This window comes from Methanoculleus sp. UBA374 (assembly GCA_002508705.1).
Taxonomy (GTDB): Archaea; Halobacteriota; Methanomicrobia; order Methanomicrobiales; family Methanoculleaceae; genus Methanoculleus; species Methanoculleus palmolei.
On the sequence record DAYL01000033.1, the window covers coordinates 247,787 to 271,273 of the forward strand.

Annotated in this window: 24 protein-coding genes; 11 read left to right on the top strand and 13 right to left on the bottom strand. The window is 61.3% G+C overall.

Annotation, left to right across the window (positions count from 1 at the left end; all coding sequences use genetic code 11):
• Positions 1–4: 4 nt before the first annotated feature.
• The 9 genes from BRA42_RS12790 to BRA42_RS12830 all read right to left on the bottom strand — a co-directional run bounded on the left by BRA42_RS12790 (position 5) and on the right by BRA42_RS12830 (position 5,948).
• Positions 5–820, bottom strand: coding sequence for an ABC transporter ATP-binding protein (locus BRA42_RS12790; protein WP_342770742.1), 816 nt, complete (start codon positions 818–820; stop codon positions 5–7).
• A 106-nt stretch (positions 821–926) separates the two neighbouring features.
• Positions 927–1,655 carry a DUF1673 family protein gene (locus BRA42_RS12795; protein ID WP_342770743.1) on the bottom strand — a complete coding sequence of 243 codons (729 nt, stop codon included), beginning with the start codon at positions 1,653–1,655 and terminating at the stop codon, positions 927–929.
• On the bottom strand, positions 1,652–2,356 hold the full coding sequence (locus BRA42_RS12800; RefSeq protein ID WP_342770744.1) for a hypothetical protein: 705 nt from the start codon (positions 2,354–2,356) through the stop codon (positions 1,652–1,654). Before BRA42_RS12800 ends, BRA42_RS12795 begins: the two co-directional genes overlap by 4 nt.
• Complete coding sequence (locus tag BRA42_RS12805) at positions 2,356–3,093, bottom strand: hypothetical protein (RefSeq protein WP_342770745.1); 738 nt, start codon at positions 3,091–3,093, stop codon at positions 2,356–2,358. The genes BRA42_RS12800 and BRA42_RS12805 overlap by 1 nt, the downstream gene beginning before the upstream one ends.
• Positions 3,090–3,569 carry a hypothetical protein gene (locus BRA42_RS12810; RefSeq protein ID WP_292409627.1) on the bottom strand — a complete coding sequence of 160 codons (480 nt, stop codon included), beginning with the start codon at positions 3,567–3,569 and terminating at the stop codon, positions 3,090–3,092. Before BRA42_RS12810 ends, BRA42_RS12805 begins: the two co-directional genes overlap by 4 nt.
• The gene (locus tag BRA42_RS12815) at positions 3,566–4,297 is read right to left on the bottom strand and encodes a hypothetical protein (protein WP_292409625.1); all 732 of its coding nucleotides are present in this window, start codon (positions 4,295–4,297) and stop codon (positions 3,566–3,568) included. Before BRA42_RS12815 ends, BRA42_RS12810 begins: the two co-directional genes overlap by 4 nt.
• Positions 4,288–4,902, bottom strand: coding sequence for a DUF1673 family protein (locus tag BRA42_RS12820; protein ID WP_292409623.1), 615 nt, complete (start codon positions 4,900–4,902; stop codon positions 4,288–4,290). The genes BRA42_RS12815 and BRA42_RS12820 overlap by 10 nt, the downstream gene beginning before the upstream one ends.
• Positions 4,899–5,276 carry a hypothetical protein gene (locus tag BRA42_RS12825; RefSeq protein ID WP_292409622.1) on the bottom strand — a complete coding sequence of 126 codons (378 nt, stop codon included), beginning with the start codon at positions 5,274–5,276 and terminating at the stop codon, positions 4,899–4,901. Before BRA42_RS12825 ends, BRA42_RS12820 begins: the two co-directional genes overlap by 4 nt.
• 225 nt (positions 5,277–5,501) lie before the next feature.
• On the bottom strand, positions 5,502–5,948 hold the full coding sequence (locus BRA42_RS12830) for a hypothetical protein (RefSeq protein ID WP_342770746.1): 447 nt from the start codon (positions 5,946–5,948) through the stop codon (positions 5,502–5,504).
• Positions 5,949–6,161: 213 nt separating this feature from the next.
• Here BRA42_RS12830 and BRA42_RS12835 point away from each other — a divergent pair, with 213 nt between their 5' ends.
• The 3 genes from BRA42_RS12835 (at position 6,162) to BRA42_RS12845 (ending at position 11,149) form a co-directional block, all read left to right on the top strand.
• Complete coding sequence (locus BRA42_RS12835) at positions 6,162–6,830, top strand: DUF169 domain-containing protein (RefSeq protein WP_292409617.1); 669 nt, start codon at positions 6,162–6,164, stop codon at positions 6,828–6,830.
• Between the two features lie 574 nt (positions 6,831–7,404).
• Positions 7,405–9,897, top strand: a complete 2,493-nt coding sequence (locus BRA42_RS12840; RefSeq protein WP_292409615.1) for a PAS domain S-box protein — start codon at positions 7,405–7,407, stop codon at positions 9,895–9,897.
• 166 nt (positions 9,898–10,063) lie between these two features.
• The gene (locus BRA42_RS12845; RefSeq protein ID WP_292409613.1) at positions 10,064–11,149 is read left to right on the top strand and encodes an AI-2E family transporter; all 1,086 of its coding nucleotides are present in this window, start codon (positions 10,064–10,066) and stop codon (positions 11,147–11,149) included.
• Between the two features lie 485 nt (positions 11,150–11,634).
• Here the strand turns inward: BRA42_RS12845 and BRA42_RS12850 are convergent, their stop codons facing one another.
• Entirely contained in the window at positions 11,635–12,036 is a 402-nt protein-coding gene (locus BRA42_RS12850) for a cupin domain-containing protein (protein ID WP_292409611.1), read from the bottom strand.
• Positions 12,037–12,249: 213 nt separating this feature from the next.
• On the opposite strand from BRA42_RS12850, the gene BRA42_RS12855 reads away from it, so the two are divergent.
• Positions 12,250–12,807, top strand: coding sequence for a DNA-3-methyladenine glycosylase (locus BRA42_RS12855; RefSeq protein ID WP_292409609.1), 558 nt, complete (start codon positions 12,250–12,252; stop codon positions 12,805–12,807).
• Here BRA42_RS12855 and BRA42_RS12860 read toward each other — a convergent pair.
• On the bottom strand, positions 12,740–13,660 hold the full coding sequence (locus BRA42_RS12860; protein WP_292409607.1) for an ATP-binding protein: 921 nt from the start codon (positions 13,658–13,660) through the stop codon (positions 12,740–12,742). The genes BRA42_RS12855 and BRA42_RS12860 overlap by 68 nt on opposite strands.
• Positions 13,661–13,794: 134 nt before the next feature.
• Here BRA42_RS12860 and BRA42_RS12865 point away from each other — a divergent pair, with 134 nt between their 5' ends.
• Entirely contained in the window at positions 13,795–15,105 is a 1,311-nt protein-coding gene (locus BRA42_RS12865; protein ID WP_292409605.1) for a condensation domain-containing protein, read from the top strand.
• A 114-nt stretch (positions 15,106–15,219) separates the two neighbouring features.
• Complete coding sequence (locus tag BRA42_RS12870) at positions 15,220–15,708, top strand: SAM-dependent methyltransferase (protein ID WP_292409603.1); 489 nt, start codon at positions 15,220–15,222, stop codon at positions 15,706–15,708.
• 206 nt (positions 15,709–15,914) lie between these two features.
• Here the strand turns inward: BRA42_RS12870 and BRA42_RS12875 are convergent, their stop codons facing one another.
• Positions 15,915–16,097, bottom strand: a complete 183-nt coding sequence (locus tag BRA42_RS12875) for a hypothetical protein (protein WP_292409602.1) — start codon at positions 16,095–16,097, stop codon at positions 15,915–15,917.
• 35 nt (positions 16,098–16,132) lie between these two features.
• Between BRA42_RS12875 and BRA42_RS12880 the strand changes: the two genes are divergently transcribed.
• The 4 genes from BRA42_RS12880 to BRA42_RS12895 all read left to right on the top strand — a co-directional run bounded on the left by BRA42_RS12880 (position 16,133) and on the right by BRA42_RS12895 (position 19,879).
• Positions 16,133–16,516 (top strand): hypothetical protein, encoded by a 384-nt coding sequence (locus tag BRA42_RS12880; protein WP_342771177.1) that lies wholly within the window; start codon positions 16,133–16,135, stop codon positions 16,514–16,516.
• Between the two features lie 159 nt (positions 16,517–16,675).
• The gene (locus tag BRA42_RS12885) at positions 16,676–18,220 is read left to right on the top strand and encodes a radical SAM/SPASM domain-containing protein (RefSeq protein WP_292409598.1); all 1,545 of its coding nucleotides are present in this window, start codon (positions 16,676–16,678) and stop codon (positions 18,218–18,220) included.
• On the top strand, positions 18,207–18,695 hold the full coding sequence (locus tag BRA42_RS12890) for an AsnC family transcriptional regulator (protein ID WP_292409596.1): 489 nt from the start codon (positions 18,207–18,209) through the stop codon (positions 18,693–18,695). Before BRA42_RS12885 ends, BRA42_RS12890 begins: the two co-directional genes overlap by 14 nt.
• Positions 18,692–19,879 (top strand): radical SAM/SPASM domain-containing protein, encoded by a 1,188-nt coding sequence (locus tag BRA42_RS12895; RefSeq protein ID WP_292409594.1) that lies wholly within the window; start codon positions 18,692–18,694, stop codon positions 19,877–19,879. The genes BRA42_RS12890 and BRA42_RS12895 overlap by 4 nt, the downstream gene beginning before the upstream one ends.
• 21 nt (positions 19,880–19,900) lie before the next feature.
• On the opposite strand, the gene BRA42_RS12900 is transcribed toward BRA42_RS12895, so the two are convergent.
• Positions 19,901–21,358: a catalase gene (locus BRA42_RS12900; RefSeq protein WP_342686222.1), complete on the bottom strand. Its 1,458-nt coding sequence runs from the start codon at positions 21,356–21,358 to the stop codon at positions 19,901–19,903.
• A 567-nt stretch (positions 21,359–21,925) separates the two neighbouring features.
• Here BRA42_RS12900 and BRA42_RS12905 point away from each other — a divergent pair.
• Positions 21,926–23,008, top strand: coding sequence for an ABC transporter substrate-binding protein (locus tag BRA42_RS12905; protein WP_342770749.1), 1,083 nt, complete (start codon positions 21,926–21,928; stop codon positions 23,006–23,008).
• The last annotated feature ends 479 nt before the right edge of the window (positions 23,009–23,487 follow it).

The window sequence follows — 23,487 nt, forward strand, 5'->3', positions numbered from 1 at the left end:
TCGCTCAGTATCCCGTCGCGTAAAAGTACCCGTCTTCCTCCACCACACGCACCGGGACGCAAAAGAGCCCGCCGATGGCTTCATTGGTCAGGACATCCGTCTTCGGGCCGTCCATCCTGACGGCGCCGTCCCGCATCAGAACGACCCGGGAGACCTCCGGGATGATATCGGGGAGGCTGTGGGTGACAAGGACGATGCCGGTGCCCGACCGTGCGATCTTCCGGAGAGTCTTTCGGAAGATGTGGAGCGCGGCGAGGTCAAGGCTGTTCGTGGGTTCGTCCAGAACGAGAGTGCCCGGGTCGTGGACCAGGGCCCTCCCGATCAGGAGCCTGCGCCCCTCGCCGGAAGAGATCTCTGTCATCGGGCGGTCCGCGAGGTGGGCGACCTCGAGGAACTCGAGGATCTCGTCTGCCTTTCTCTCCATATCGGGCGTCACCTTATGGGAGAAGAGCCCGACGCTCGAGAAGAACCCCGAAAGCACGACCTCGCGGCCCGATATGCCGCGGGTGAAGGTGTGCTGAAGGTCGCCGGAGACAAGCCCGATGTGGGAGCGCAGGTCGAAGGCGTCCCACCGGTCCTGCCCCCGGAACCTGAAGACGACGCCCGGCCCCGGAGAGGAGGGGTAGTACTCACGGGTGATCGCCCGGATGAGCGACGACTTCCCGGCACCGTTCGGCCCGAGGATGGCGATCTGCTCTCCCTCCCGGACCGTGAGCGAGACAGAGTCGAGGAGTTTCCGGCCGCCCCGGACGACGCTGACGTTCCGAAACTCGACGAGCGGCGGGGAGGACGGTTGAGCGTCGGCGGTACCGTCAACCAAGCTGACCGTTCCGTCGGATGGGGGTTGCGGGAGGGTATTCGGTGTAGGGTCCATTGAATGTCGCTACCGTGTACATTGGGCTGTTCTCTTCAAAAGGTATGCTCCGTCATCGCGGGGCGCCGAACAGCACGGCCAGCTTCTTCGGGTCATCCGTGTAGACGTGGAGGAACCCTGCGGGCTCCAGCCTCACCCTGAGATGGCCGGGATACCGCAGGCTGACCAGGGAGCGATAGAGCAACTCCAGCATAAACACCGCAAAGCCGACCTCAAAGAAGACCTGGAAGACGAATTCGGGGTCGACAGCCTGGGCGTCCGGATACCGCATCCACCCAACCCCTGCCCTGACGAAGAATACCCCCGCATACGTGAGGACCAGGAGCAGGGCAAACGCCCGGCGAAGAACGGGAGGATACGCCTTTATCATCACGACCGACCTGAAGGCATCCTTTCCGAAGGCGAGCGGCCGGGAACGCGATCTTCGGACGATGACGGAATTCTCGGACGACTCAATCACGGTCCCCTTTGTATCGTGATAGAGGTGCACCGCGGCATACGTCATAAAGGAGAGACCCATGAGAATAGAGAACCCGGGACGCAACGCGGGTATCAGGAGGCCTGCCACGAAGAGCCCGCCGAAGACGAGAATCGAGATCGGTAAGAACCAGGGACTGACGTAATCCACGAATACGCCCTCCGCCATTTCCCGGCTGCCTTCTCTCGCCGCGGTCTCGATCTTGCCGTCCGGCACGGCATACCGCTTCCGGTCGATTCCGGCCGCCGCTGTATTCGGGCACCAGCCGAGTTTCTTTCTGAGATACTCCACAAAGATTATCATCGGGAAACCTCCAGCGTCCGGGCTATCCGTTCGGGGTCGTCCGTGTAGATGGCGGCAATCTTCTTCTCTGCGGTCGTTATCGTCAGGGTCTGCGGGTAATGTGCCCGCGCATAGGTGCGGTAGAAGATCACCAGGAAAAAGATCGCGGCGGCAAACCCGAAGATAAACCGCATGGAAGCCGGGTTGGAGAATCCGCTGTATATGCTGCCGGCCGCCGAAACGAGAAGCGCCGTCAGAGCCGCCGCGAAGATCCAGGAGGGGACGGGGGGTTTGTTCTCTCTCACCTCCGCCTTCACGACGGCATCCTTCGGGATAACGATTGGCCGGAAGAACGGGCGCCGAATCACGATGATGCCGCGAGCGATCTCGATACTGGCTTTTTGTACGACTCCATACAACTCCACCCCGGAATATGCGGCGAGTATTATCGCCAGCAGAAGACGGCCCCCTGCTTGAGGCAGAACGAAGAAGCACCCGATGAGAAGAGCGCCGGCAACGAGCAGCACGAGGTAGATTCCCGGAGTGCCGATAGGGCCGTAGTCCACAAGGACACCCTCCACTACCTCCCGTTCTCCGCCCGCCGCGGTCCTGGTCCCGAACGCGGCCTCCGGCACAGCATACCGCCTCCGGTCGATTCCGGTGGCGGCCACATTCGGGCACCAGCCGAGCCTCTTCCGGATATACTCCAGAAATATCGCCATCAGGAAACCTCCAGTACCTGGGCTACCCGTTCGGGGTCGTCCGTGTAGACGTGGAGGTACCCGGCGGGCTCCAGCTTCACCCTGAGATGGCCGGGATACCGCAGGCTGACCAGGGAGCGACAGAGCAACTCCAGCATAAACACCATGAAGCCGACCAAATAGAAGGCGTGGAAGATAAAATCGGGGTCGGCCGGGCTGCCCGGATACCGCATCGCCCCGATCCACACCATGCCGTAGAATACCCCCACATACATGAAAATCAAGAGCAACGCGGACACCCAGCGGGGTATGGGCAGGTAAGGTTGTTTCACCTCGACCGATCTGACGGCATCTTTTCCGAAGACGAGGAGGCGAGTACGCGATCTCCGGACAACGACCGAACCCCCGGATGACTCTATTTCAGCCTTTTTCGTATCGAGATAGAGACGCACCACGGCATACGCCATAAAGAAGAGGCCTGTGAAAGCATAGAATCCGGGACGCAGGGAGGGGATCAGGAAGCCCACCACGAAGAGCACGAAAAAACCGCCGAAAACAAGAATCAACAGCGGTAAGAAACGGGGACCGACGTAATCCACGAATACGCCCTCCACCGCCTCGCGTCTGCCTTCTCTCGCTGCTCCGATCCCGACCTCGCCGGCCGGCGTGGCATACCGGCGCCGGACGGTTCCGGCCGCTGCTGCGTTCGGGCACCAGCCCATCCACCTCCGTATCGCTTCAGCGAATCTCAGCATCATGCGGATGCCTCCCCGCCGAAGTTTGCGCGGTAGATCTCCTTGCGGTGGAAGAGGTAGATCGCCATGATGATGATCCCGCCGACAAGCGTCGCCGCCCCCCAGGTTAACGGCTGCCAGGTGACGATATCGCCGAAAAGCGTCTCCTTCTCGAACTTGTCCCCGGCACGGATGCTCTGCGCGTCGTAATACACGACGACTGCGGAGAGGATGATGAGGATCGGGAGGAACTCACGGTCGTACACGACCGGAAGAAGCCAGGCCAGAGCAATGAGGATCAGCAGCATGTTGTCCTGGTAGCCGCCCCGATCGGCGCCTGCGGCGCCGGCGAGCTCCGGGCCGGGGTTTGGTTCCGGGCTCCTTCCCTTCCACGCATCCCCGTAGCCCGCTTGTGCGCTCGTGCGCTTGATCGGTTCGACGGCGCCGGCATTCGGGCACCAGCCGAGCTTCTTCCGGATATACTCCATGAAGACCGTCATCCGGCCACCCCCAGCGTTCGGACTACCCGTTCGGGGTCATCGGTGTAGATCACAGCAATCCTCTTCTTCGTGGTCGTTATCGCCAGGGCCTGCGGGTAGCGGGTCCGCACGTAGGTGCGGTAGAAGAGCGCCGGAAAGAGGACTGCGGCGGCAAGCCCGAAGAGAAACCGCATTGAGGCCGGGTTTCCAAACCCGGTGTATACGCTGCCGGCCGCCGAAGTGAAGAGCGCTGCCAGCGCTACCACGAGGAGCCAGAGGGGGACGGGGAGTTTGTTCTCTCCCACCTCCGCCTTCTCGATGGCATCCCTCGGGATGACGAGCGGCCGGAAGAGCGTCCGATTGATGGTGATGACGTCGTGGGCGATATCGATACGGGCTCTTCGTACGGTCCCATACAACTCCAGAGCGGCGCAACCCAGTGCGATAGCCAGCAGAAGGAGGCCTCCTGCCGGAAACATAACAGAGGTTGTCGGAACCGTAACGAGGGTTGCCGGAGTCATGGCAAAGAAACATCCAATGAAACAGGCACTGGCAAGGAGCAGCAGAAAGAGCCTTCCCGGAGTGCCGATCGAGCCGTAATCCACCAGTGCACCCTCCACCACCTCCCGGCCGCCTTCTTTCGCCGTCTCGACCTCTACCTCAAGCGCGGCACACCGTCTGCCGGTCATTGCCGCATTCGGGCACCAGCCCATCAACCTCCGTATCGCTTCAGCAAACCTCAACGCCATATGAGTTCGCCCTCCGTTGCCGTATCCAGGGTATATACCGACCCCCACTCCGCGATCATGACCGCCTGGTGCCGCCGCTCCCAGAGGATCGTGAGGCCGAACCAGACCCAGCAGATGAGACTCACGCCCAGCATGATCCCGAGAAGTCGGTCGAACAACCCTCCCAGGACAAGATACGCCATACCGGCGGCGACGAGAACGGCGGCCGCCGGCATCCTCAGGTGCTGGACAACGCGCTGTCTTCGGCTCATGTTCTCTCTGCGGAACTCGCCGGCGGCAACCCGCGCATACCGGGAGCGGTAACTGAGCAGAGAGCCGAAGAGCGCCCCTATCCCGACGGCAAGGCCCGTCCACATGGCGAGGTGCCCCGAAGCATCCCCGAACAGGATAACGAGCGCCGCTGTCGCCGCCGATGCACCCAGCGCCGCGACGAGCAGCTGGTTGTGGTGGCGATGCCACCATCCGGTGCCGGCCCGGAAGGAACCGTCCTGCCCGCCCGGTATCGTGGTCGTCGTCGTCAGCGCCGCGAGATCCATCCGCACCGATCCTGCCATGGGGCACCAGCCCATCAGCCTCCGTATCGCCCTGGTGACCTTCAGCATCATGCGCTTTCGCCCTCCGCTGTCGTATCCAGGGTGTACATCGATCCCTTCTCTGCGATCAGGGTTGTGCAGTGTCCCCGCTCCCAGAGAATCGTGACACCGTACTGAGCCCAGCCGACGAGGCTCAAGGCCAGCGTGAACCTGATGATCCAGCCGGGCATGCCGCTCAGGACAAAATAACCCATAAAGGCCACGAGGAGAACGGTGGCCACCGGCATGCTCAGGCGCCGGACGATGCGCTGTCTTTTAGTCATGTTGGCCTCGATGAACTCGCCGGCAACAATCCGTGCGTACTGCTTCCGGTAAGCAAGCAGGAAGCCGAGGACCGCTCCCGCCCCGATGGAAATACCCCAACACGACCGGATACCCTGAAACATCCTCGACCAGGAGAAAAGCTACCGCTGCCGCCGCCGAGAAGGCTACCGCCGTAACCAGCACCCGGTTGTGGTAGCGGCTCCACCGCCCGGGCCCGGTTCGGGAGAGCCCGGCCCTCCTGCCCGGCACCGCGGCTGTTTTCGTCCACCGCACCGGCGGGTCCGTCCGCATCGACCCTGCTCCAGGGCACCACCCGAGATAGGCCCGTATCGCCTCTATGAACGGCATCATACGAGCTTCCGGAGTTTCGCGAAGAGTTCTTCGGCCATCCGCGTGGGGTCGCCGGTCTTTTCAAGCGCGATACCCAGTTCGTCCGCGTAGTCCCAGAGGAGCTCGATGCACCGGGCGTATCGCGGGCATGCGCCGCAGTCGCCCTCGTGCTCGTACCAGACCTGCACACCGCGGTCTGCCGATATAAACACGACTGCGTTCACGTTGAACGGGACGGAACGCCCGAAAAGGACTCCTTTCTCCGCGTTCAGGCTCTCAACGTCGATCTGGTTTGCATGCGCCATCTCTAGAAGCGTCTTCTCGACTTTCCGGTCCATGGCAAGCAGCGCCTTCGAGACCGCCTGGCGGGATATGCTGAAGCGATCTGCGATACTGACGTTAGGGAGGCCGTTGCGGCGGAGTTTCCAGAACATAAACTGCCTATCGTTCAGGGGAAGAGGCATGTGTCAATAGTCATTGGTTGACATTATATACTTTATGATCTGCCCTTCTCCGGACCCGCCGTCCGGGAAGCGGATCAGAAGATTCTTCCCCGTCACCCCGGAAAAGGTCTGTATGGACATGGAACTGCGTGAGGCCTACATCCGGTTCCATGAGCAGTACTTCCCCGGGACGGAACTCCGATCACGTTCGAGGTCGGGGGCAGGACCGACGGGGTGGAGCGGGCCTCCGTCCCGAAGGGCTGGAGGTGCTTTGTCTGCGACCTTGTCAGGGTGAGAAAAGGGACGGGCCTCGTCTTTTCCGAAGACTCGATCGGGTGCCGCGGGGGGAGGTTCTACCTTGGCTACGACGCCGAGCGGTTTCCCGATTTCCGTTACTTCCTCTCCTACGGAAAACCCGGCGTTATCGAAGGAGAACGCTACAAGCAGACGCCGGAGATCGTGGACGAACTCGACCGGGGGACTGCCCGGATGCCTGCGACGGGAAAGCACATCGTCTTCAAGCGCTGGGACCGGCTCACGGATGCGGACAGCCCGGACGCCGTGGTCTTCTTCGCGCGGCCTGAGGTGTTTTCCGGCCTCTTCACGCTCGCAAACTTCGATAGAGCCGACCCGAACGGCGTCGTCTGCCCGTTCGGAGCCGGGTGCAGCTCGGTCTTCTACTACCCCCGGCTTGAGCAGCAGAACGAGAACCCGAGAGCCGTGCTCGGGATGTTCGACCCGTCGGCACGGTCCTGTGTCCCGTCCGACGTCTTGACGATGGCTTTCCCCATGAAGAAGTTTGCAAAGGTAGTCGGCTATATGGAAGAGAGTTTTCTCACGACCGGGTCCTGGGATACGGTGATGAAGAAGATTATTCGAAGCAACGCGCTGAATTCACCCTGAACATGGACCGGAGTTGCCGTATTTCCGGCAACTATCGGTCACCGGGCCGGCGATACTATCGGTTCGGTCTCTGCCGGGGAGTGCCGTTGGCCCGGCTGCAGAATAATGGGACAATCCCAAAATTTATCCATTGATTTATAGGTGATAATTTATAAAAATTTCCTCTTATACTTCTTTATTGGTCCTTACGTCAGGAAACATGCATGTCTGTGAGTTGCCTGATATTAAAGGGCAATTCCGGTAAATCTTTCATAAATGTGAGGATATAGATCAGAATCTTCCTGATGATTTCGGGATTGGCGCGGTGCTGACCAGAGGAATAATATACCACTGCTGATGGTATTTACTATTGAGTTGCAGTGGCACGGAAGGAATCATGACGTGCTCGCCATACAGCAGAAGGACGCCTCTCTAAAGAGCAGGTCCGTACGACGCCCGAGGGTGATGAAGATCAGGTCCGCCGAAATGGGAGCCCGAGAGTGATATGGCCGATGAGATTTCCCGTGCGGTTGATGCAGATTTCCCGGGATACTCGTCCGCTCGCCGATGCATCATTTAGAGGAGACTCTCGATTTTGACATTGAATTACGAATCGCTCAGAAAGATGGCGGAAACGATCAAGTCTCTAGAGAACCTGATCGCGTGCGCGAACGTCCCCATCATCGTCTGGGATGCGGCGCTCAGGATCACCCTGTTCAACAACGCCTCCGAGCGGCTGACAGGTCGTGCCGCTCACGCGGTCCTCGGTCAGTCTCCGGCCATTCTCTTCCCCGAAGACAGACAAGAAGAGTTGATGGATCTTGTCCGGAAGGTGACCGCCGGGGAGTGGTGGAAATCCGTTGAAATTCCTATATTCACGGTAGATGGTGAGATCAGGACCGTCCTGTGGAACACTGTTGCCGTATATGATAGCGTTCAAAATACGGTCTCTTCGGTCATCGCACAGGGGCAGGATATTACCGAGCGTAAGCGGGCCGAGGGGGGACTGCAGATATTACGCGACGAACTGGAGATGCGCGTCCTGGAAAGCACCCGGGCACTCCTGGAGTCCGACAAGACCCTGCAGGCTGAGATCGCCGGGCGCGTTCGGGCAGAGGAGGCGACGAGGGCGGAGCGGAAACGTCTCTATGACATCCTGGAGGTGCTGCCGGTGTACGTGACGCTGCTGTCGCCGGACTATCGCGTGCCTTTTGCCAACCGCTTTTTTCGGGAACGGTTCGGCGAGCCCGGGAGCCGGCGCTGCTTCGAGCACCTTTTTTCACGCACGGAGCCCTGTGAGAACTGCGAGTCTTACCATGTCATGAAGGCAAAGGAGCCTCACCACCGGGAATGGACCGGTCCGGACAACCGCGACTACGAGATCTTTGATTTTCCCTTCACCGGCACCGATGGCTCTTCCTTCATTCTGAAGGTGGGCATCGACGTCACCAGGCGCAAGCGTGCCGAGGATGCCCTGCGGAAGTTAAACGAGACGCTCGAGCAGCGTGTCATTGAGCGTACGGACGAACTCGCGAAGGCCAGCGTCATCCTCACCGCCATCACCGAGAACACGCCGGCGCCCATCTACGTTACCGACCGTCTGGGCCGTTTTGTGATGTGCAATCCTGCCATGCTCAGAGTGATCGGCCGATCCGCCGGCGAAGCGCTTGGACGGTCGGCGATTGAACTCCTCGGCCCGGAGGCGGGCGGCCCCCTCATGACCAACGATCGACTCATTATGGAGACCGGGGCTACTGAGACCTTTGATGAAACGATCAGCGGCCGAATCTTCTTTTTCACAAAGACGCCCCTGCGGGGCGCGGGGGGAGACGTCACCGGGGCCATTGCCGTCGGAACGGAGATCACGGAGTTAAAGCAGGCTGAAGCGCAGACGCAGGAACTTCTGGAACGGTTGCAGCGGTTCGCCGAAGAGATGGAGGTCCAGAATGAAGAACTGCAGCGCACCACCGAGCAACTCCAGCAGAAAGGGGACGAATTGGCTCGCCTCAACCGGGTCTTGCAGGAAAGTGAGGCACATTTCCGCTCTCTCATAGAGAATGTATCGGATATTATCGTGCTCCTCGATAAAAAGGGGTGCATCACCTATACGAGCCCTTCAATCAAGCGGATTGGAGGCTACGACCCTGCCGATCTCATCGGTCGGAGCCTGCTCGACCTGGCACATCCCGACGATGTGCCGAAGGCGGTGGAAGCGATGAGAACCGGAGCGGCCCGGTCTTCGGCGAGACTCAACTTTGAGGTCAGGATTCGCGACATTGCCGGGCGATGGGTATTCCTCGACGTCACGGGCGCGAGCCTGCTCCGGGAGGGGAACGATTGTGGTTTCATCATGAACGCACGCGACATCACCGATAGAAAACGGGTCGAAGAGGAGCGGAACAGGCTGGTGGCCAGTCTTGAAAAGGCGCACAGGGAGGCAAACCTCTATCTCGACATCATGACCCACGATATCCGGAACGCGAATAATGTCTCCAGCATCTACGCCGATCTCATGCTCGACCTGCTTGAGGGTACCGAGAAGGTTTACGCTCAAAAACTCCGCGACAGCATCGTGCGGAGCACTGAGATCCTCATTAATGTGGCGACGATCCGACGAATTCATACTGAATCGGCGGTATTTGTACCGATCGATCTCAGCGCCGTTGTCGGGGAGGAGATCCGGAATTTCCGTGGAGTATCGATACGAATGGAGGTCCCACCGTTCAGGGTCCTGGCAGATAGCCTCCTGTCGACGGTTTTTACGAATCTCATCAGCAATGCCGTGAAGTTCGGCGGACTGGACGTGGAGATCGTCGTTCGGGCGGAGGAGCGGGACGGCGGGGTGCTGGTCTCGGTGGAAGATAACGGGCCGGGTATTCCGGACGACCTCAAAAGAAAACTCTTTCAGCGGTTCGAACGGGGGAAAGCCCTGGGAAAAGGGGAAGGACTCGGACTCTTCATCTGCAGAACGCTCGCCGAACGCTACGGAGGGCGGATCTGGATCGAGGACCGCGTGCCGGGATGCCCGGATAAAGGAGCGGCGTTCCGATTCGTACTCAAAAAGGCGGAGCAGGACCAAAAAGGTTGATTTTGCCGATGGTCTTCCGCAGGGCCCTCCTCTGCACGCGGCGGCATCCCCGCGCAGCGGGAGGTTCAGCGCTCCCGGTCGGTCGCATCATTCGGATTGGAGCGGGAGACCCTCCGGGACATTTCGCGGCATTGATATAGTTCCCGCGAAAAACACCTCCCCCGGGATGGCAGACACTCCAGTTCTTTCCCGGTCCGCGAGCACCGTGTTCTTTCTCGCTGTAGCGGTATTTCTCATCATCGGCATCAGGGCGATCTCGTATATCGCCACCATCATCGTCGTATCGCTGATCCTCACCATGATCGCATATCCCGCGGTGAAAGCGCTCCGGTCACGGGGACTGTCGGGGACCGCCGCCGTCGGTGCGGTCACCGTCGCCGCATGTCTTGCAGTCCTGCTCATCTGCTATCTTGTCTTCTTCTCGTTCGAAAGCCTGATCTCGGCGCTCCCCCTTTACCAGCGGGAGTTGACCGTCAGGCTCTCAGAACTTCTTGCCGTCTTAGAACGGTTCGGATTCAGCACGGGCTCGTTCTCCCCCTCTTCAATCGACCTGCAGCGGGTTGTCGGGCTCCTCTCTTCATCGGCCATAGGCCTCGCAGACCTCCTCCTCTATCTCTTCTTCATAGCGGTGACGACCATCTTCATGCTCCTTGAGGCCCCCCGGGTGCCCGCCCGCATACGGAGCATTACGGATCGATCCGAGAGTGTCGAGGCCTTCTCCCGCATGAGTAAGTATCTGATCGACTTCGTCATCGTCAGAACCGAGGCAAACCTCGTCCACGGTTTTCTTTTCGGTGCGTTCCTCTGGGTCATGGGGGTGCATGGAGCGGTTCTCTGGGGCGTGCTGACGTTTCTGCTCGCATACATCCCCTACATCGGTCTCATCATCGCGGCGCTCCCGGCGCTCTTCTTCGCCTGGCTGCAGTACGGGCTCTGGGGCGTGGTTCTGGTGATCGCCGCAGTTGTCGTCTTAAACGCACTGGTAGAGAACCCGATATTCGCACATTTCGCGTCGAGACGTTTTGACATCCCTGCTCTCGTCGTCATTCTCTCGGTCATATTCTGGGGATGGGCTCTCGGAGTCGCCGGAATGATCTTTGCCGTTCCGCTTACCCTTATCGTCCTGATGGCCGTCCAGTTCAGCGACGATTGGGCCTGGATGAATACGGTCCTGGGAGTCGACCATCTCTTTAAGGGTGAGCAGAAGCCCCGGACCGCGAGCAAGGAGACCGGGGCGCCGACGGCGAGATGAGAGGGCGGCCCGGACATGTTGCGGCGCCGGAAGGTTGATGCCTGCTTTGCGCACCTCGCGCATGAGATCGTCTGGAACCTCCGGAACGCACAGGGTCACGGGTATTTTCCCTTGCAGGGTGAGGGATTCTCGCACTGCACCTATCGGTGCTCAGGTTCGCTTGCGCTCACGTTCCCGGGTTCCCTCGCACCCAACGGTGCCCGTGCGATCCCACCGCGGTCCACTGCGGGCATGCCCGGTGAAGGATCAGGTTCCGGGCTATCCCTGTATGGACGAGCCCGGAAGACACACAGGGTCTGGCACCGGTCCCCCTGGAGATGGATGACGGGGATCGGAAGGGTATTTCAACAGCGTAAAACGTCTTTTCCGCATTCTTCAAGCCCGATCTCCTCCTGGCGGGTCCCTCAACGTCGGACGTTGCCGTCCACGACTCCGGCTTGCTCGCCGGCAGCAATCGCCAAAAAAAGATAGGATGTTTCGAAGAGTTACTCGGTCGGCTTTCCGTCGTAATGCTCTTCCTGTGCCATGGCCTCCGCGCGGGTCTTCCGGACGACCTTGTCCTGGTGCTCCGGCGGGGAGTAGATCGTATAGAGTTTGAGATCGGCGGCCTTTGAGGTGTTGACGACGTTGTGCCTTGCGCCGCTCGGTACGATCACGGCGCTGCCGTCTTTGACCGCGTGCTTGACGCCGTCGATCACAACAACTCCTTCCCCTTTCTCGAACCGGAAGAACTGGTCGACGGTGTCATGCACTTCCTCGCCGATCTCCTCGCCGGGCTTGAGGCTCATCAGCACGAGCTGGCTGAACTTCCCCGTATAGAGGACTCTACGGAAATCGGTGTTCTTTACAGTCTCAGTCTCGATGTCTGCCACAAATCCTTTCTTCATATTCACAACCTCTCTGTTACCGGGGTCGATTAGCAAATGGTGTTAACGGTTCAATGTGAGGCGCCGCAACTATTTCATCGTATTGATCCCGGCATGACCACTCCCGACCCGGCCCCTTTATTCAAAATCTTGATGGGATGAGGGAAGAGACCTTTCAGGGAAAAACCCGGGACCCTCATGATCCTATCACCTGCATTCTATGAACGAGATACCGTGACCGTCGCAAAGGACCTGCTGGGATGCCTGCTTGTTCACCGGGACGGGGCGGGGACGACGATGGGCTGGATCGTCGAGGATGAGGCCTATCTCCGGGGGGACCCGGCGGCCCACTCGTTCCGGGGAGAGACAAAGAGAAATTGCGTTATGTTCGGTCCGGCCGGCCATGCCTACATCTATCGGATCTATGGTCTGCACCTCTGCGTCAATGTCGTGACCGGAGAGGAAGGAGCGGGTGAGGCGGTCCTGATCCGTGCGCTCGAACCGGCCGCCGGGATCGACCGGATGCAGGTAAGGCGCGGGATCGACGACCCGGTCTCTCTTGCGAGCGGCCCGGGAAAACTGACGCAGGCGCTCGGCATCACCATGGACCTCAACGGCAGTTCCCTCCTTGACGGCCCCCTGCAGGTCTGGTCGCCCGGGAGCCTCCCCGGACGCCGACCGGAGGGAATGCCCGGGGAGGTGGTGCAGACGACCCGGGTAGGGATCACGAAGGCGGCGGACCTCCCCCTCCGGTTCTACCTGAAGGGGAGCCGGTACGTCTCGCGGCGGTGACGCCTCCGGGACCCCGGCGCCGGGGCCTGTTCCCCTCCGTCGCCCGGCCCTGCAGCGTTACGGTATATTCGGTCACCGGGATCTCTTTTCCCGCATGTCTCAGGGCCTCGTCCACGACAGAGCGCACCCCGCTACAGCAGGGCACCTCCATGTGCAGGACCGTGATCGACCGGATCGTGTGCCGCGAAAAGATCTCCGCAAGTTTGGTGACATACCCCCCGATGTCTGCATCCAGTTTCGGGCAGAAGACGAGCATGATCCTGCCCCGCAGGAACTCGCGGTGAAAATCCGCGTAGGCAAAGGGGACGCAGTCCCCGGAGACGAGGAGGTCCGCGTCGTCGAAGTAAGATGCCGCAGGGTTCACGAGCGTCAACTGGATCGGCCACTGCCTCAGTTCAGACTCCGTCCGCCCGGCACGCCCCTGATCGCCGGCCTCCTCTTCTCCTGGAAGGCTCCGCGCCACGGAACCCGGGCACGGCGCCGCAGGAGGCCGGGCGGCGTGCCGGGGAACCGGGATACCGTGCCCGGCGAGATACGCGACCGCCTGGCGGTAGAGTTTCTCCTCTCCGTGGCCAAGAAGGTGTTCAAGGTGCGCCCTGACGACGGCCTCCCCCTGGGGGACAATCTTTGCCATCACTGCCTCCTCGTCGTACGGCCCGGCCTCCCGCTCAACGACGCAGATCGCCCCCTCCGGGCACGCCCCGATACAGGCACCGAGTCCGTCGCAGAAGAGGTCGCTCACCAGCCGTGCCTTTCCCTCGATGATCTGGAGCGCTCCTTCCGGGCAGTCGGGTATGCAGAGCCCGCACCCGGTGCACTTCTCCTCGTTGATATCGATGATTTTTCTCTTCATCCGGGACTTCCTCCATCCGATAGATCGTAACCGGCCCCCGCTCAAAAACGTTTGCAACCCGGGGACGATCTCCCGGGTGCAGTATCGCGCCTCACAAGAAAGCAGTTATCCCTGAAAAAAAGATTTATATGGTAATGTCCTCATCACCGGTCCGTCGCCCTGCGTCTACCTTCGATATCTTCAATGTTTATTTTGAGCGCATCTACGACCCGACGATGCACGTTGTCTTTGTATTCGACGGCGAACTCGACGACGAGGTCCTGAGGAAGGCGACGAAGCGGCTGATCGCGTCCGATCCCTACCTGCGGTCGAGGTTTGCAGAAACGGACGGCCTGCCCGTCTGGGAGGAGGTCCCGGAAGAATTGTGGGAGCGGGCGTTCGTCCTCGCCCCGCCCGGAGAAGATGAGAGTCGGCCCCTCAGCGAACCCCCGCCGCCGCTCGATCTCCGCTCCGGGCCGCAGGTGCGGGTCGGTCTCTACCGCCGGGCGGGAGGCGACATCCTCGTCGTCACCTGCCACCACGGCTTCTGCGACGCCCACGGCGCCACCGTCCTTGCACGAGACCTCTTTGCGACCTACCGGGGGATCATGGAGAACCCGGATTTTCGGCCGGTTTCCCGGAGACCTTACGACCGGAGCACGGACCGCGTCCTCGCGCTCTACTCTGAGGAGGAGCGGGAGCGCGCACTCGCCGCGGAAGAACCCTTCGTCGACCGGTGGCGCTTCCCGGTCGAACGGATGGGGAGGGGAACCCCCAGGATCGCCTCCCGGACGCTCTCTTCCGGACGACTCGGGCTCATAAAAGCGTTCGGCAAGCCACATGGGGCTACGGTGAACGATCTCCTCATCGTTGCGTTCTTCCTTGCCTTTATAAAGATCCGGAGCGATCCTGCGGACCTGGGAGCGCCCCGCTCTCTTCTGACATCCGCCGACCTGCGGAGGAAACACCCCGGTTGCCCGGGCAGGGACCTCCCGATGAATTTCTCCGTCTCCTATGAGGTCACCCTCATCGCAGAAGAGGGAGAGCGTCTGGAGGACCTCATCGACCAGGTAACGGCGATAACGGCCCGCCGTAAGGCAGGGGACCTCGGCCTCGCACCCATCCTCTTCTACGAAGGGATCATGGCGGGCGGGATGCCGGCGATGCGCGCGTTCTTTGACGAGATGATCGAGCGGTACCAAAAATCCGGCCTGAAAAACCCGGTCTTCTCCAATCTCGGGATCTTTGATCCCGGCGACTACCTCCCCGTTCCGGGGAAGAACGGCACGGACCTCGATCTCCTGGACGTCCGGTACCTCCCCTGCGTCTGCTGGCCGTATGGATTCCTGATGATTGCCTCCACCTTCCGCGACCGCCTGACGATCACGACGGCGTACGAAGAAGGGCCCTACTCGACGGCAGCCATGGAGCGTTTCCTCGAGTACGTGGATGAATTCCTCCCGTGAGGCGTGCAACTCTCCCCCGCGGGAGACTCATACCTTTTTTGCTGTTGCGCCCACCATTGCACGGATAGGGCGGTGCCGGGCCGAAGGTCGGGCATCGTACGGGAGAGCACTCATATGAATGCGCGCACGTTCAGCGTAAAGCCGGTCGGCATCGTGCATGCCGACGAAGGATCGTTCTTTATAGAGATAGCCGAACCGTTTCGGCCAGCCCTCCTGGGGCTTGACGGGTTTGGCCATATACTCGTGCTCTGGTGGTGCGATCGATCCGATACGGAGGAGTGCCGGAGCGAGACCACGTGCAGAAAACCTTACACAAAGGGCCCTGAGATGATCGGGATCTTCGCCACCCGGTCGCCGGTTCGGCCAAACCCGATCGCACTCTCGGCGGTCCCGGTGCTCGGCATCGATACCGCCGCAGGCATTATCAGGGTTCCATTCATCGATGCCGACGATCACACGCCGGTGCTGGACATCAAGCCCTACCTTCCGGCTACCGAGCGGGTCCGGGATGTGAATGTGCCTGCATGGTCGTCTCACTGGCCGCAGTGGTACGAAGACAATCGGGGGTTCGACTGGGCGGCGGAGTTCACGTTCGGGGAATGAGCGAGCATATGCCGGCCGGCGCAGCGTAACCTCCACCAAAATCACGGTAGATGACCGAGGAAATACGAATCCGGCGGTGAGCCGACAGAGAAAGACGCTGCTACGACCGGATCGCGGAACCTCTGTGAGGTGGTCGGTATCCCTCCGACATCGGGGCTGCTCTCGCCGGCTCGATCATCGGCCTCCACCTCACCGGCCTCGACTTCTCAGGTGTGGGGCATTGAGGAGGGCGCGTACGCGATGCTCCAGGGGACCCGTCCGTAGACCCTTGCCTGCGGGATGTTTGACTCCCCCGTCGGTCTGGCCGCATGGATCATCGAGAAGTTCCGCCCATGGAGCGCCGGTGATCCCGGGCCGGTCTTCTTGAAGGACGACCTGCCGACCAACATTATGCTCTACCGGATCTGCGATTTTCCGGTCAAGGATGACCGGCAAGGGTCACCCTTCCGGGTCGTATGATCCGGACATGAGGATATCCCCGGTCACAGAGAGCCCCCTTAGCGGATTCCTGTATTCTGCAGCGATATACGACGAACATGTCTCCTTCGGGACCTACTCCCCGCACCCGAACGGACGCCTTCATACGCTCCGATACGAATTCCCGGAACGTCTATGCGTGATAGCGCGCTCCCTCAAATCGTCGGTTTGGCGACTTATAGTAGACAGAGACAGGGCCGTCAGGTACCGCGAAGAGTGGGTCTCGCTCTCCCCGGAGGGTATCGGCCCGGTCCCGCTACGTGAGTATGCAGAGCGCACGCCGGAGGATATCCGGGCGTTTTTCCATCCGTTTCGTGAGGCGTCGGCGTAACGAAGCTGGTTCCCGGAAGGGAGCAATTTTTCCCGGGATCGGGTCGGCCCATCCAAAAGTTGAAGTCGGCGGCGACCAGAGATACGGAAGAATGCAGCACACGAAGAACGGGTACGGGACGGGCCGCTTCCGAAACACAGGGGCAGGCGGGGTGAACCCTTGATCTGCGCACCGGGAGGCCCTGCCCTGGTCTCGTGGAACGTCACCCTCCGCTGTCCGCTGAAGTGCGCCCACTGCTACGCGGACGCAGGCGAGAACGAAGCGGAGGGGGTGCTCTCGACCGATGAGGCGTTCTCGGTCATCGACCAGATAGCAGCGACCGGAAAACCCGTCGTCGTCCTCTCCGGCGGGGAACCCCTCCTGCGGGAGGACATCTTCGAGATCGCCCGGTACGGGACCGAGCGCGGGCTCGTGATGGCGATGGGCACGAGCGGCTACCTCCTCGATCACGAGACGGCAGAACGGCTCAGAGAGGCGGGAATCCGGTCGGTAGCGATCAGCATCGACTCGGTGGATTCACAGCGGCACGACGCGTTCCGCGGCGTTGCCGGGGTATGGGAGCGGGCGGTCGCGGCGATCAAGCACTGCCGCGACGCGGGGATCGACGTCCGGATCAACATGACGGTCATGCGTCCCCTCCTCGCCGACGTCGAGGCGGTCCTCGCCCTGGGTGAATCCCTCGGCGTACGTGACTATCAGGTCTTCTTCCCGGTGGAGACCGGGAGGGCACGCGGGCTTGGCGCAGGCAGCCCCGGCGAATATGAGACGCTGATCCGGGAGATTCTCGTCAGGTACCGGAAAAGCGATCTCCGGATTCGCCCGACGTGCGCCCCCCAGTTCCGCCGCATCGCAGACGAGGCTGGGATCGAGAACTCCGGGTGGAGCCGGGGGTGTCTGGCCGCCATCAGTTACTGCCGGATCTATGCGACCGGGGAGGTGACGCCCTGCCCCTACCTGCCGGTGAGTGCGGGCAACGTCCGCACCACCCCGTTCCACGAAATCTGGTACAACTCCGACCTATTTTCAGCTCTGCGCGATCCGGACCGGCTCACCGGGAAGTGCGGGCGGTGCGACTACCGGACAACCTGCGGGGGGTGCAGGGCGCGGGCGTACCGCGGGGCCGATACCGTCCCCGCCCGGTGGTGCGACGGTCTCCTGCGGCCGGACGACCCCTGCGGAGAGGTCTCGCGCGAGGACCCGTGGTGCCGGTACGAGCCCCGGAGCATCGACCGGACCGACCTCGCGATCCTCGATGCCCTCCAGGACGACCTCCCCCTGGTGCCCCGCCCGTGGGCCGCCATCGCGGCGCCCCTCGGGATCACGGAGAACGAACTTTTGGCACGGATGCAAAGGCTGCACGTCTCGGGCATTCTCCGCAACGTCTCGCCGGTCTTTGAATCACGCCGGTTTGGGCTTGCCACCGCGTCCCTGATCGCGCTCCGCGTGCCGGAGGACCGGGTGCGGGAAGTGGCCGGGATCGTCAACGGCTACCCGGAGGTCTCGCACAACTTCCGGCGGGACCATCCCTACGCCCTCTGGTTCACCCTCGCCGCCCCGACAGAGGATCGGCTCGACGAGGTGCTCGCGGATATCCTTGCCCGAACGGGCATCTCCGGGGAGGATGTGCTCAACCTCCCCACCGTGCAGGCCTATAAAATTGACGTCCGTTTCCGTCTCTTCGAGGAGGACCATGGACCCGATTGATGCCGGCCTTCTTGCAGAACTTGAGAAAGGGGTGCCTACGGTCAGTGAACCGTTCTCCGAGATTGGAAGACGGCTCGGCATCCCGGGGGAGGAGGCGCTCGCGCGGACCCGCCGCCTCCACGACGCGGGGGTGATCCGGAAGATCCGGGCGCGGATAAACCAGCGGCTCGTCGGGATCACGGCAAACGCCCTCGTTGCGTGGCGGCCGCCCGCGGAATGGGACGAAGAGGCGTTTTCCCGGTTCGCGTCCAGTCCCGGGATCTCCCACTGCTATCTGCGCCGACCGGTGCCGGGGAGGTGGGAGTACGTCCTTTATACCGTGCACCACGGCAGGAGTCGCGAGGAGGTGCTCCGCGCGGTCGAGGAGATTGCACGGGCGGCCGGGTGCGGGGAGTATCTCGTGCTCTTCAGCACCGAGGAGTTCAAGAGAGTGCCGAATGTACGTATCGGCGAGAATGGAGGTGACCTGCCATGAACAGGATTACACAGTGTATGCATGGACGGGGCACGGTCAGCGGCGTCATGCGTCACCAGAACCGCCCTCTTTCCGAGATGCCGGGGAAATACCTCGCGTTCGCGCGGGATTACAGGCCGGTCGTCTTCTGGAACCTCACCGACCGGTGCAACCTCGCCTGCGCCCACTGCTACAGCAGGTCCGGGCCGGCCTGCGGGACGGAGGAAGAACTCTCGACCGGTGAGGCCCTCACGCTCATCGAAGACTTTGCCGCAGCGGGCGTGCCGCTCATCCTTTTTTCCGGCGGCGAACCCCTGCTCCGCGAGGACCTACCGGAACTCGCACGCGCGGCGGCGAACCGGGGGATCAGGACTGCTCTCAGCACGAACGGCACCCTGATCACCGCCGACGCCGCCCGGATGATCCGGGACTGCCGGATCGGGTACGTCGGGATATCCCTCGACGGTGCGGGACCGGAGACCCACGACGCGTTCCGGGGAACGGCCGGTGCGTTTGAACGGGCGATGGAGGGGTTTGCCCGGTGCCGGGAAGCCGGCATCCGGACCGGCCTCCGGGTCACCCTGACGAATGCGAACCGGGGAGAACTCGAAGCCCTGATCGACCTCGCGGCGGCGCTCGGCGCCTCCCGGTTCTGCCTCTACTGGCTTGTGCCCAGCGGGCGGGGGGGCGACGCCTACGACCGTCTCCAGGTGGGGCCGGAGGAGGTGGACGGGGCGCTCACCCTCCTTTACCGGAGGGCGTTGGAGACCGATCCTGGGTCCATGGAGTTCCTCACCGTCGACGCCCCGCAGGACTGCGTCCATCTGCTCCGCGCTATGGAGCGGGACGGGTCCTCCGACGTTGCTGAGGCGGAAGCACTCGTCCGGTCCCTGAACGGGGGGTGCAGCGCGGGCAGGCGGGTGGCGAACATCGATCCGCAGGGAAACGTCTACCCCTGCCAGTTTGCCCGTGCGCGCGAGTTCCTCGTCGGCAACGTCCGGGAGCAGCCGTTCTCCCGGATATGGCAGGAGGCGGAAAACCCGGTTCTCTCCCGGTTCAGGGCCGTTCCAAGGGAACTCGCGGGGAAGTGCGGAAAGTGCGGATACCGCGACCTCTGCGGTGGGGGCTGCCGGGTGCGGGCGTATGCGGCCGGCGGGGACCATGCTTCGGAAGACCCGTTCTGCTTCGTCGATACCGGCCGGTAAAAAGAGAGTGAGCGGCGGGCGCTACTCCACGCGGTCGAGCGGGATGCCGAGCGCCTCCGCAACGCCTTTCCCGTAGGCCGGGTCGGCCTTCAGGCAGTTTCCGATGTGCCGGATCTTGATGAACTCGGGCGCATCTCCCATGGCGCGGGCGGTGTTCTCGAAGAGGACCTGCTGCTCGCCCGGGCTCATCAGGCGGAAGAGTTTACCAGGCTGGGTATAGTAGTCGGAGTCGTCCTCGCGGAAGTTCCAGGCTCCCGCCGCGCCGGAGATCTCGAGGGGCGGCTCCCGGTATTCCGGCTGCTCCTGCCATTCGCCGAAACTGTTCGGTTCGTAGCCGACGGCGGCGCCGGCGTTGCCGTCCACCCGCATCTGACCGTCGCGGTGGGAGGGGTTCGCAAAACACTTCGGGCGGTTGACCGGGATCTGGTGGTGATTGACGCCCAGGCGGTAACGCTGCGCGTCCCCGTAGGCGAAGAGACGCCCCTGCAGCATCTTATCGGGCGAGAACCCGATGCCCGGCACCACGGCGGCGGGGTTGAACGCGGCCTGCTCCACATCCTGGAAGTAGTTCTCGGGGTTTCTGTTCAGTTCGAGCACGCCCACCTCGATCAGCGGGTACTCACCATGGTACCAGACCTTGGTCAGGTCGAAGGGGTTGTAGGGCATCTTCTTCGCCTGTTTTTCAGTCATCACCTGGATGTACATCGTCCAGCGGGGGAAGTCGCCCCGTTCGATGCTCTCGAAGAGGTCGCGCTGGTGGCTCTCGCGGTCTTTGGCGACGATCGCCTCGGCCTCCTGGTCGGTCAGGTTCTTGATGCCCTGCTGGGTCCGCAGGTGGAATTTAACCCAGACGCGCTCGTTTTTTGCGTTGATCATGCTGAACGCATGGCTGCCGAAACCGTGCATGTGGCGGTAGGAGAGGGGGATCCCGCGGTCGCTCATGGTGATGGTCACCTGATGGAGCGCCTCCGGAAGGGAAGTCCAGAAGTCCCAGTTGCTGGTTGCAGAGCGCATGTTCGTCCTCGGATCGCGTTTTATGGCGCGGTTGAGGTCAGGGAATTTGTGGGGGTCGCGTATGAAGAAGACGGGGGTGTTGTTGCCGACCAGGTCCCAGTTTCCTTCCTCGGTATAGAACCGCATGGCAAAACCGCGGATGTCGCGCTCTGCATCGGCTGCACCGCGCTCACCGGCGACCGTCGAGAAGCGCACGAAGACCTCGGTCTCCTTGCCCACCTCAGAGAAGAGTTTTGCCTTGGTGAACCGGGTGATGTCGTGGGTGACGGTGAACTTGCCGAAAGCGCCGGAGCCCTTGGCATGCATACGCCGCTCCGGGATCACCTCCCGGTCGAAGTGAGCGAGTTTCTCCTGGTACCAGACGTCCTGCATCAGCATGGGGCCGCGGGGACCTGCGGTCACGGCGTTCTGATTGTCCGGCACGGGTGCGCCGGCGGCGGTGGTCAGTTTCTTTTTATTCTCCATGATCTACTCCTCGTTTCTCTGTGCTCGTTGAATGAGGCAGGGTGGGGAAATCCCTTTAATGTAGACTTTATCTCCGTTCATTTAAATCTTCCCGGACAAGCGTCCGCCGGAGCGGCAGGGCGATCCCGGTCCCGGCGGCTACGGAGGGAAAGGGTCGTTTGCGGAGGAGACTCCGGAAGGGAAACCGTTTTCTCCCGATAGTGGACGCAGGGAGAGTGTCAACAGGCGGACCAGCGCCCGATACCCCGTGATCCGGCAGTTTGCGCCTCCGGTGTTCAGGTCCCCGGGCGTTCCGGTATCCTGCCTGATCTGCCATGGGAGGGCCGGCCGCTCGCTCCGGGTTGCTCACAAATATTGCCGCAATCTATGCGTCTTCATGAAGGATTCAGCGGGTTTTACCATTTACTCCATGTATTTATCATCTTTTTACAAAGCAGTAGTCAGCGCTTCACCGTTCCGGACATGGACCGTACGCCGGAAGATGCGCCAGGACTACCTGAGTTCCACCACGCAGGGTTCGGGCATACCCTTGTTTCGGAAACAAACGTGATGAGCTGGAGGACTTGAATGGAAAAAAAACAAATTTACATCGGTCTCGCGGTTATCGTCGTTGTGATCATTGCAGGTGTCGCGATCTTCTGGTCACAGGGGGGGCAGGCAGCACCTGCAGCAGACCCGGTGACCTCAGCCGAACTAAAGACCCTCAGGGTGGGCTATCTCCCGAACAACGGCGGGACGCTGATCTTCGTTGCGCAGGAGAAGGGCTTCTTCAGGGAGCAGGGCCTCAACGTGGAACTCTCGTCGTTCACGAACAGCGCCGAAGGTGTTAACGCAATCATCTCCAAAAAACTCGATACCGGTGGATTCGGGGTTGCCCCTCTTGTCTTCATCGCAAAGGGTGCAGACCTCACCGTATACGGCGGACAGATGGGTGCCGGAGCCGGAATCATCGTGAAGCCGGAGAATGCTCAATTGTATAACGATCTCTCCGATTACAAAGGAAAGACCGTCGCAACCGTCCGTATGTCGTCGGGGGACATCAACTTCCGGGGAGCGCTCCTGGACGCCGGGTTCGACCTGAAGAACGATATCACCATCCAGGAACTGGAATCGGCCGCTGCGGTCACGGAAGCGGTGAAATCGGGCAAAGTCGATGTGGGGCTGACCTGGACGCCGTATATGGAGATCGCCAAGAAGCAGAACCTCCCGGTCGTTCTCTATACGGACGACTACTTCCCGAAACATCCCTGCTGCCGCATCTCGGCCCTCACCGAGACGCTGGAAAAGGACCGGGATACCTACGTGAAGTATGAGAAGGCGCTCATCAAAGCCTACCACTACTCAAAGACCAATCCGGAAGAGACCGTCGATGCGGTATTGAAGTACGTTCAGACCGATAGAGACGTCCTCACCGAGGCCATCAACTCTCCGCACTTCTACATCTCGCCGGACCCGAACACGAAGGGCATCCTGCACACCTACGACCTGCTTACGAGGATTAAGTATGTCGACACGACGACGGTCGACGTCAACGATCACATCAACACGTCCATCTACAAGGAGGCGCTCGACGAACTTATCAGGGAGAACCCTAACGAGACGTTCTACCAGGAGCTGAAAGCGGAATTTGCGACCCTGAACCCCTCGTAACGGGAAAGATCATCCTGCAACTCTTTTTTCCGCTTCTTCAGCGATCTTTCACACCTCATCGAAAATATGCATGCCGTCAAAAGATTGAAATATCGGCCTGGCAGACCGGTTGCGTGATGTGGAGCCATCCCGATACTCTCCGGATCGACAATACATGAAGTCATCCCAGAAGTGTCTAGCGCTGAAGATTCATATCGTTCAGAGTATTTTGACACATCCTGGGAGGAATTAAGCAATTTTTGGTGTCAAATTGCTGACACGGCTTCCCTCCGGGTATCGCCACGCGGGGGAGGGGCCGGGAGGGGGATGGCCCCTTCGAAACTCTTCGAGTTTCTCAAGTGCCCGCCCTGTGGTCGGGCACCCTTCGCAGCCTCACGGTGCTCATGCACCCGGTTCGAAGACCAAAGGTCTTCTCAAGCTCCGGCCCTTCGGCCCGTCGCACCGTTCCGCCGGGTACACCTCCCGATCCCTCACTCGAA

Bases quoted from the DNA above. Each gene is read 5' to 3' on its own strand.
- BRA42_RS12825 (WP_292409622.1), bottom strand. From the start codon at position 5,276: ATGTTTCAGGGTATCCGGTCGTGTTGGGGTATTTCCATCGGGGCGGGA.
- BRA42_RS12875 (WP_292409602.1), bottom strand. From the start codon at position 16,097: ATGTTGGTCGGCAGGTCGTCCTTCAAGAAGACCGGCCCGGGATCACCG.
- BRA42_RS12820 (WP_292409623.1), bottom strand. From the start codon at position 4,902: ATGATGCTGAAGGTCACCAGGGCGATACGGAGGCTGATGGGCTGGTGC.
- BRA42_RS12805 (WP_342770745.1), bottom strand. From the start codon at position 3,093: ATGATGCTGAGATTCGCTGAAGCGATACGGAGGTGGATGGGCTGGTGC.
- BRA42_RS12815 (WP_292409625.1), bottom strand. From the start codon at position 4,297: ATGGCGTTGAGGTTTGCTGAAGCGATACGGAGGTTGATGGGCTGGTGC.
- BRA42_RS12865 (WP_292409605.1), top strand. From the start codon at position 13,795: ATGTCCTCATCACCGGTCCGTCGCCCTGCGTCTACCTTCGATATCTTC.
- BRA42_RS12845 (WP_292409613.1), top strand. From the start codon at position 10,064: ATGGCAGACACTCCAGTTCTTTCCCGGTCCGCGAGCACCGTGTTCTTT.
- BRA42_RS12870 (WP_292409603.1), top strand. From the start codon at position 15,220: ATGAATGCGCGCACGTTCAGCGTAAAGCCGGTCGGCATCGTGCATGCC.
- BRA42_RS12905 (WP_342770749.1), top strand. From the start codon at position 21,926: ATGGAAAAAAAACAAATTTACATCGGTCTCGCGGTTATCGTCGTTGTG.
- BRA42_RS12900 (WP_342686222.1), bottom strand. From the start codon at position 21,358: ATGGAGAATAAAAAGAAACTGACCACCGCCGCCGGCGCACCCGTGCCG.
- BRA42_RS12810 (WP_292409627.1), bottom strand. From the start codon at position 3,569: ATGACGGTCTTCATGGAGTATATCCGGAAGAAGCTCGGCTGGTGCCCG.
- BRA42_RS12850 (WP_292409611.1), bottom strand. From the start codon at position 12,036: ATGAAGAAAGGATTTGTGGCAGACATCGAGACTGAGACTGTAAAGAAC.
- BRA42_RS12795 (WP_342770743.1), bottom strand. From the start codon at position 1,655: ATGATAATCTTTGTGGAGTATCTCAGAAAGAAACTCGGCTGGTGCCCG.
- BRA42_RS12895 (WP_292409594.1), top strand. From the start codon at position 18,692: ATGAACAGGATTACACAGTGTATGCATGGACGGGGCACGGTCAGCGGC.
- BRA42_RS12880 (WP_342771177.1), top strand. From the start codon at position 16,133: ATGACCGGCAAGGGTCACCCTTCCGGGTCGTATGATCCGGACATGAGG.
- BRA42_RS12890 (WP_292409596.1), top strand. From the start codon at position 18,207: ATGGACCCGATTGATGCCGGCCTTCTTGCAGAACTTGAGAAAGGGGTG.
- BRA42_RS12830 (WP_342770746.1), bottom strand. From the start codon at position 5,948: ATGCCTCTTCCCCTGAACGATAGGCAGTTTATGTTCTGGAAACTCCGC.
- BRA42_RS12800 (WP_342770744.1), bottom strand. From the start codon at position 2,356: ATGGCGATATTTCTGGAGTATATCCGGAAGAGGCTCGGCTGGTGCCCG.
- BRA42_RS12860 (WP_292409607.1), bottom strand. From the start codon at position 13,660: ATGAAGAGAAAAATCATCGATATCAACGAGGAGAAGTGCACCGGGTGC.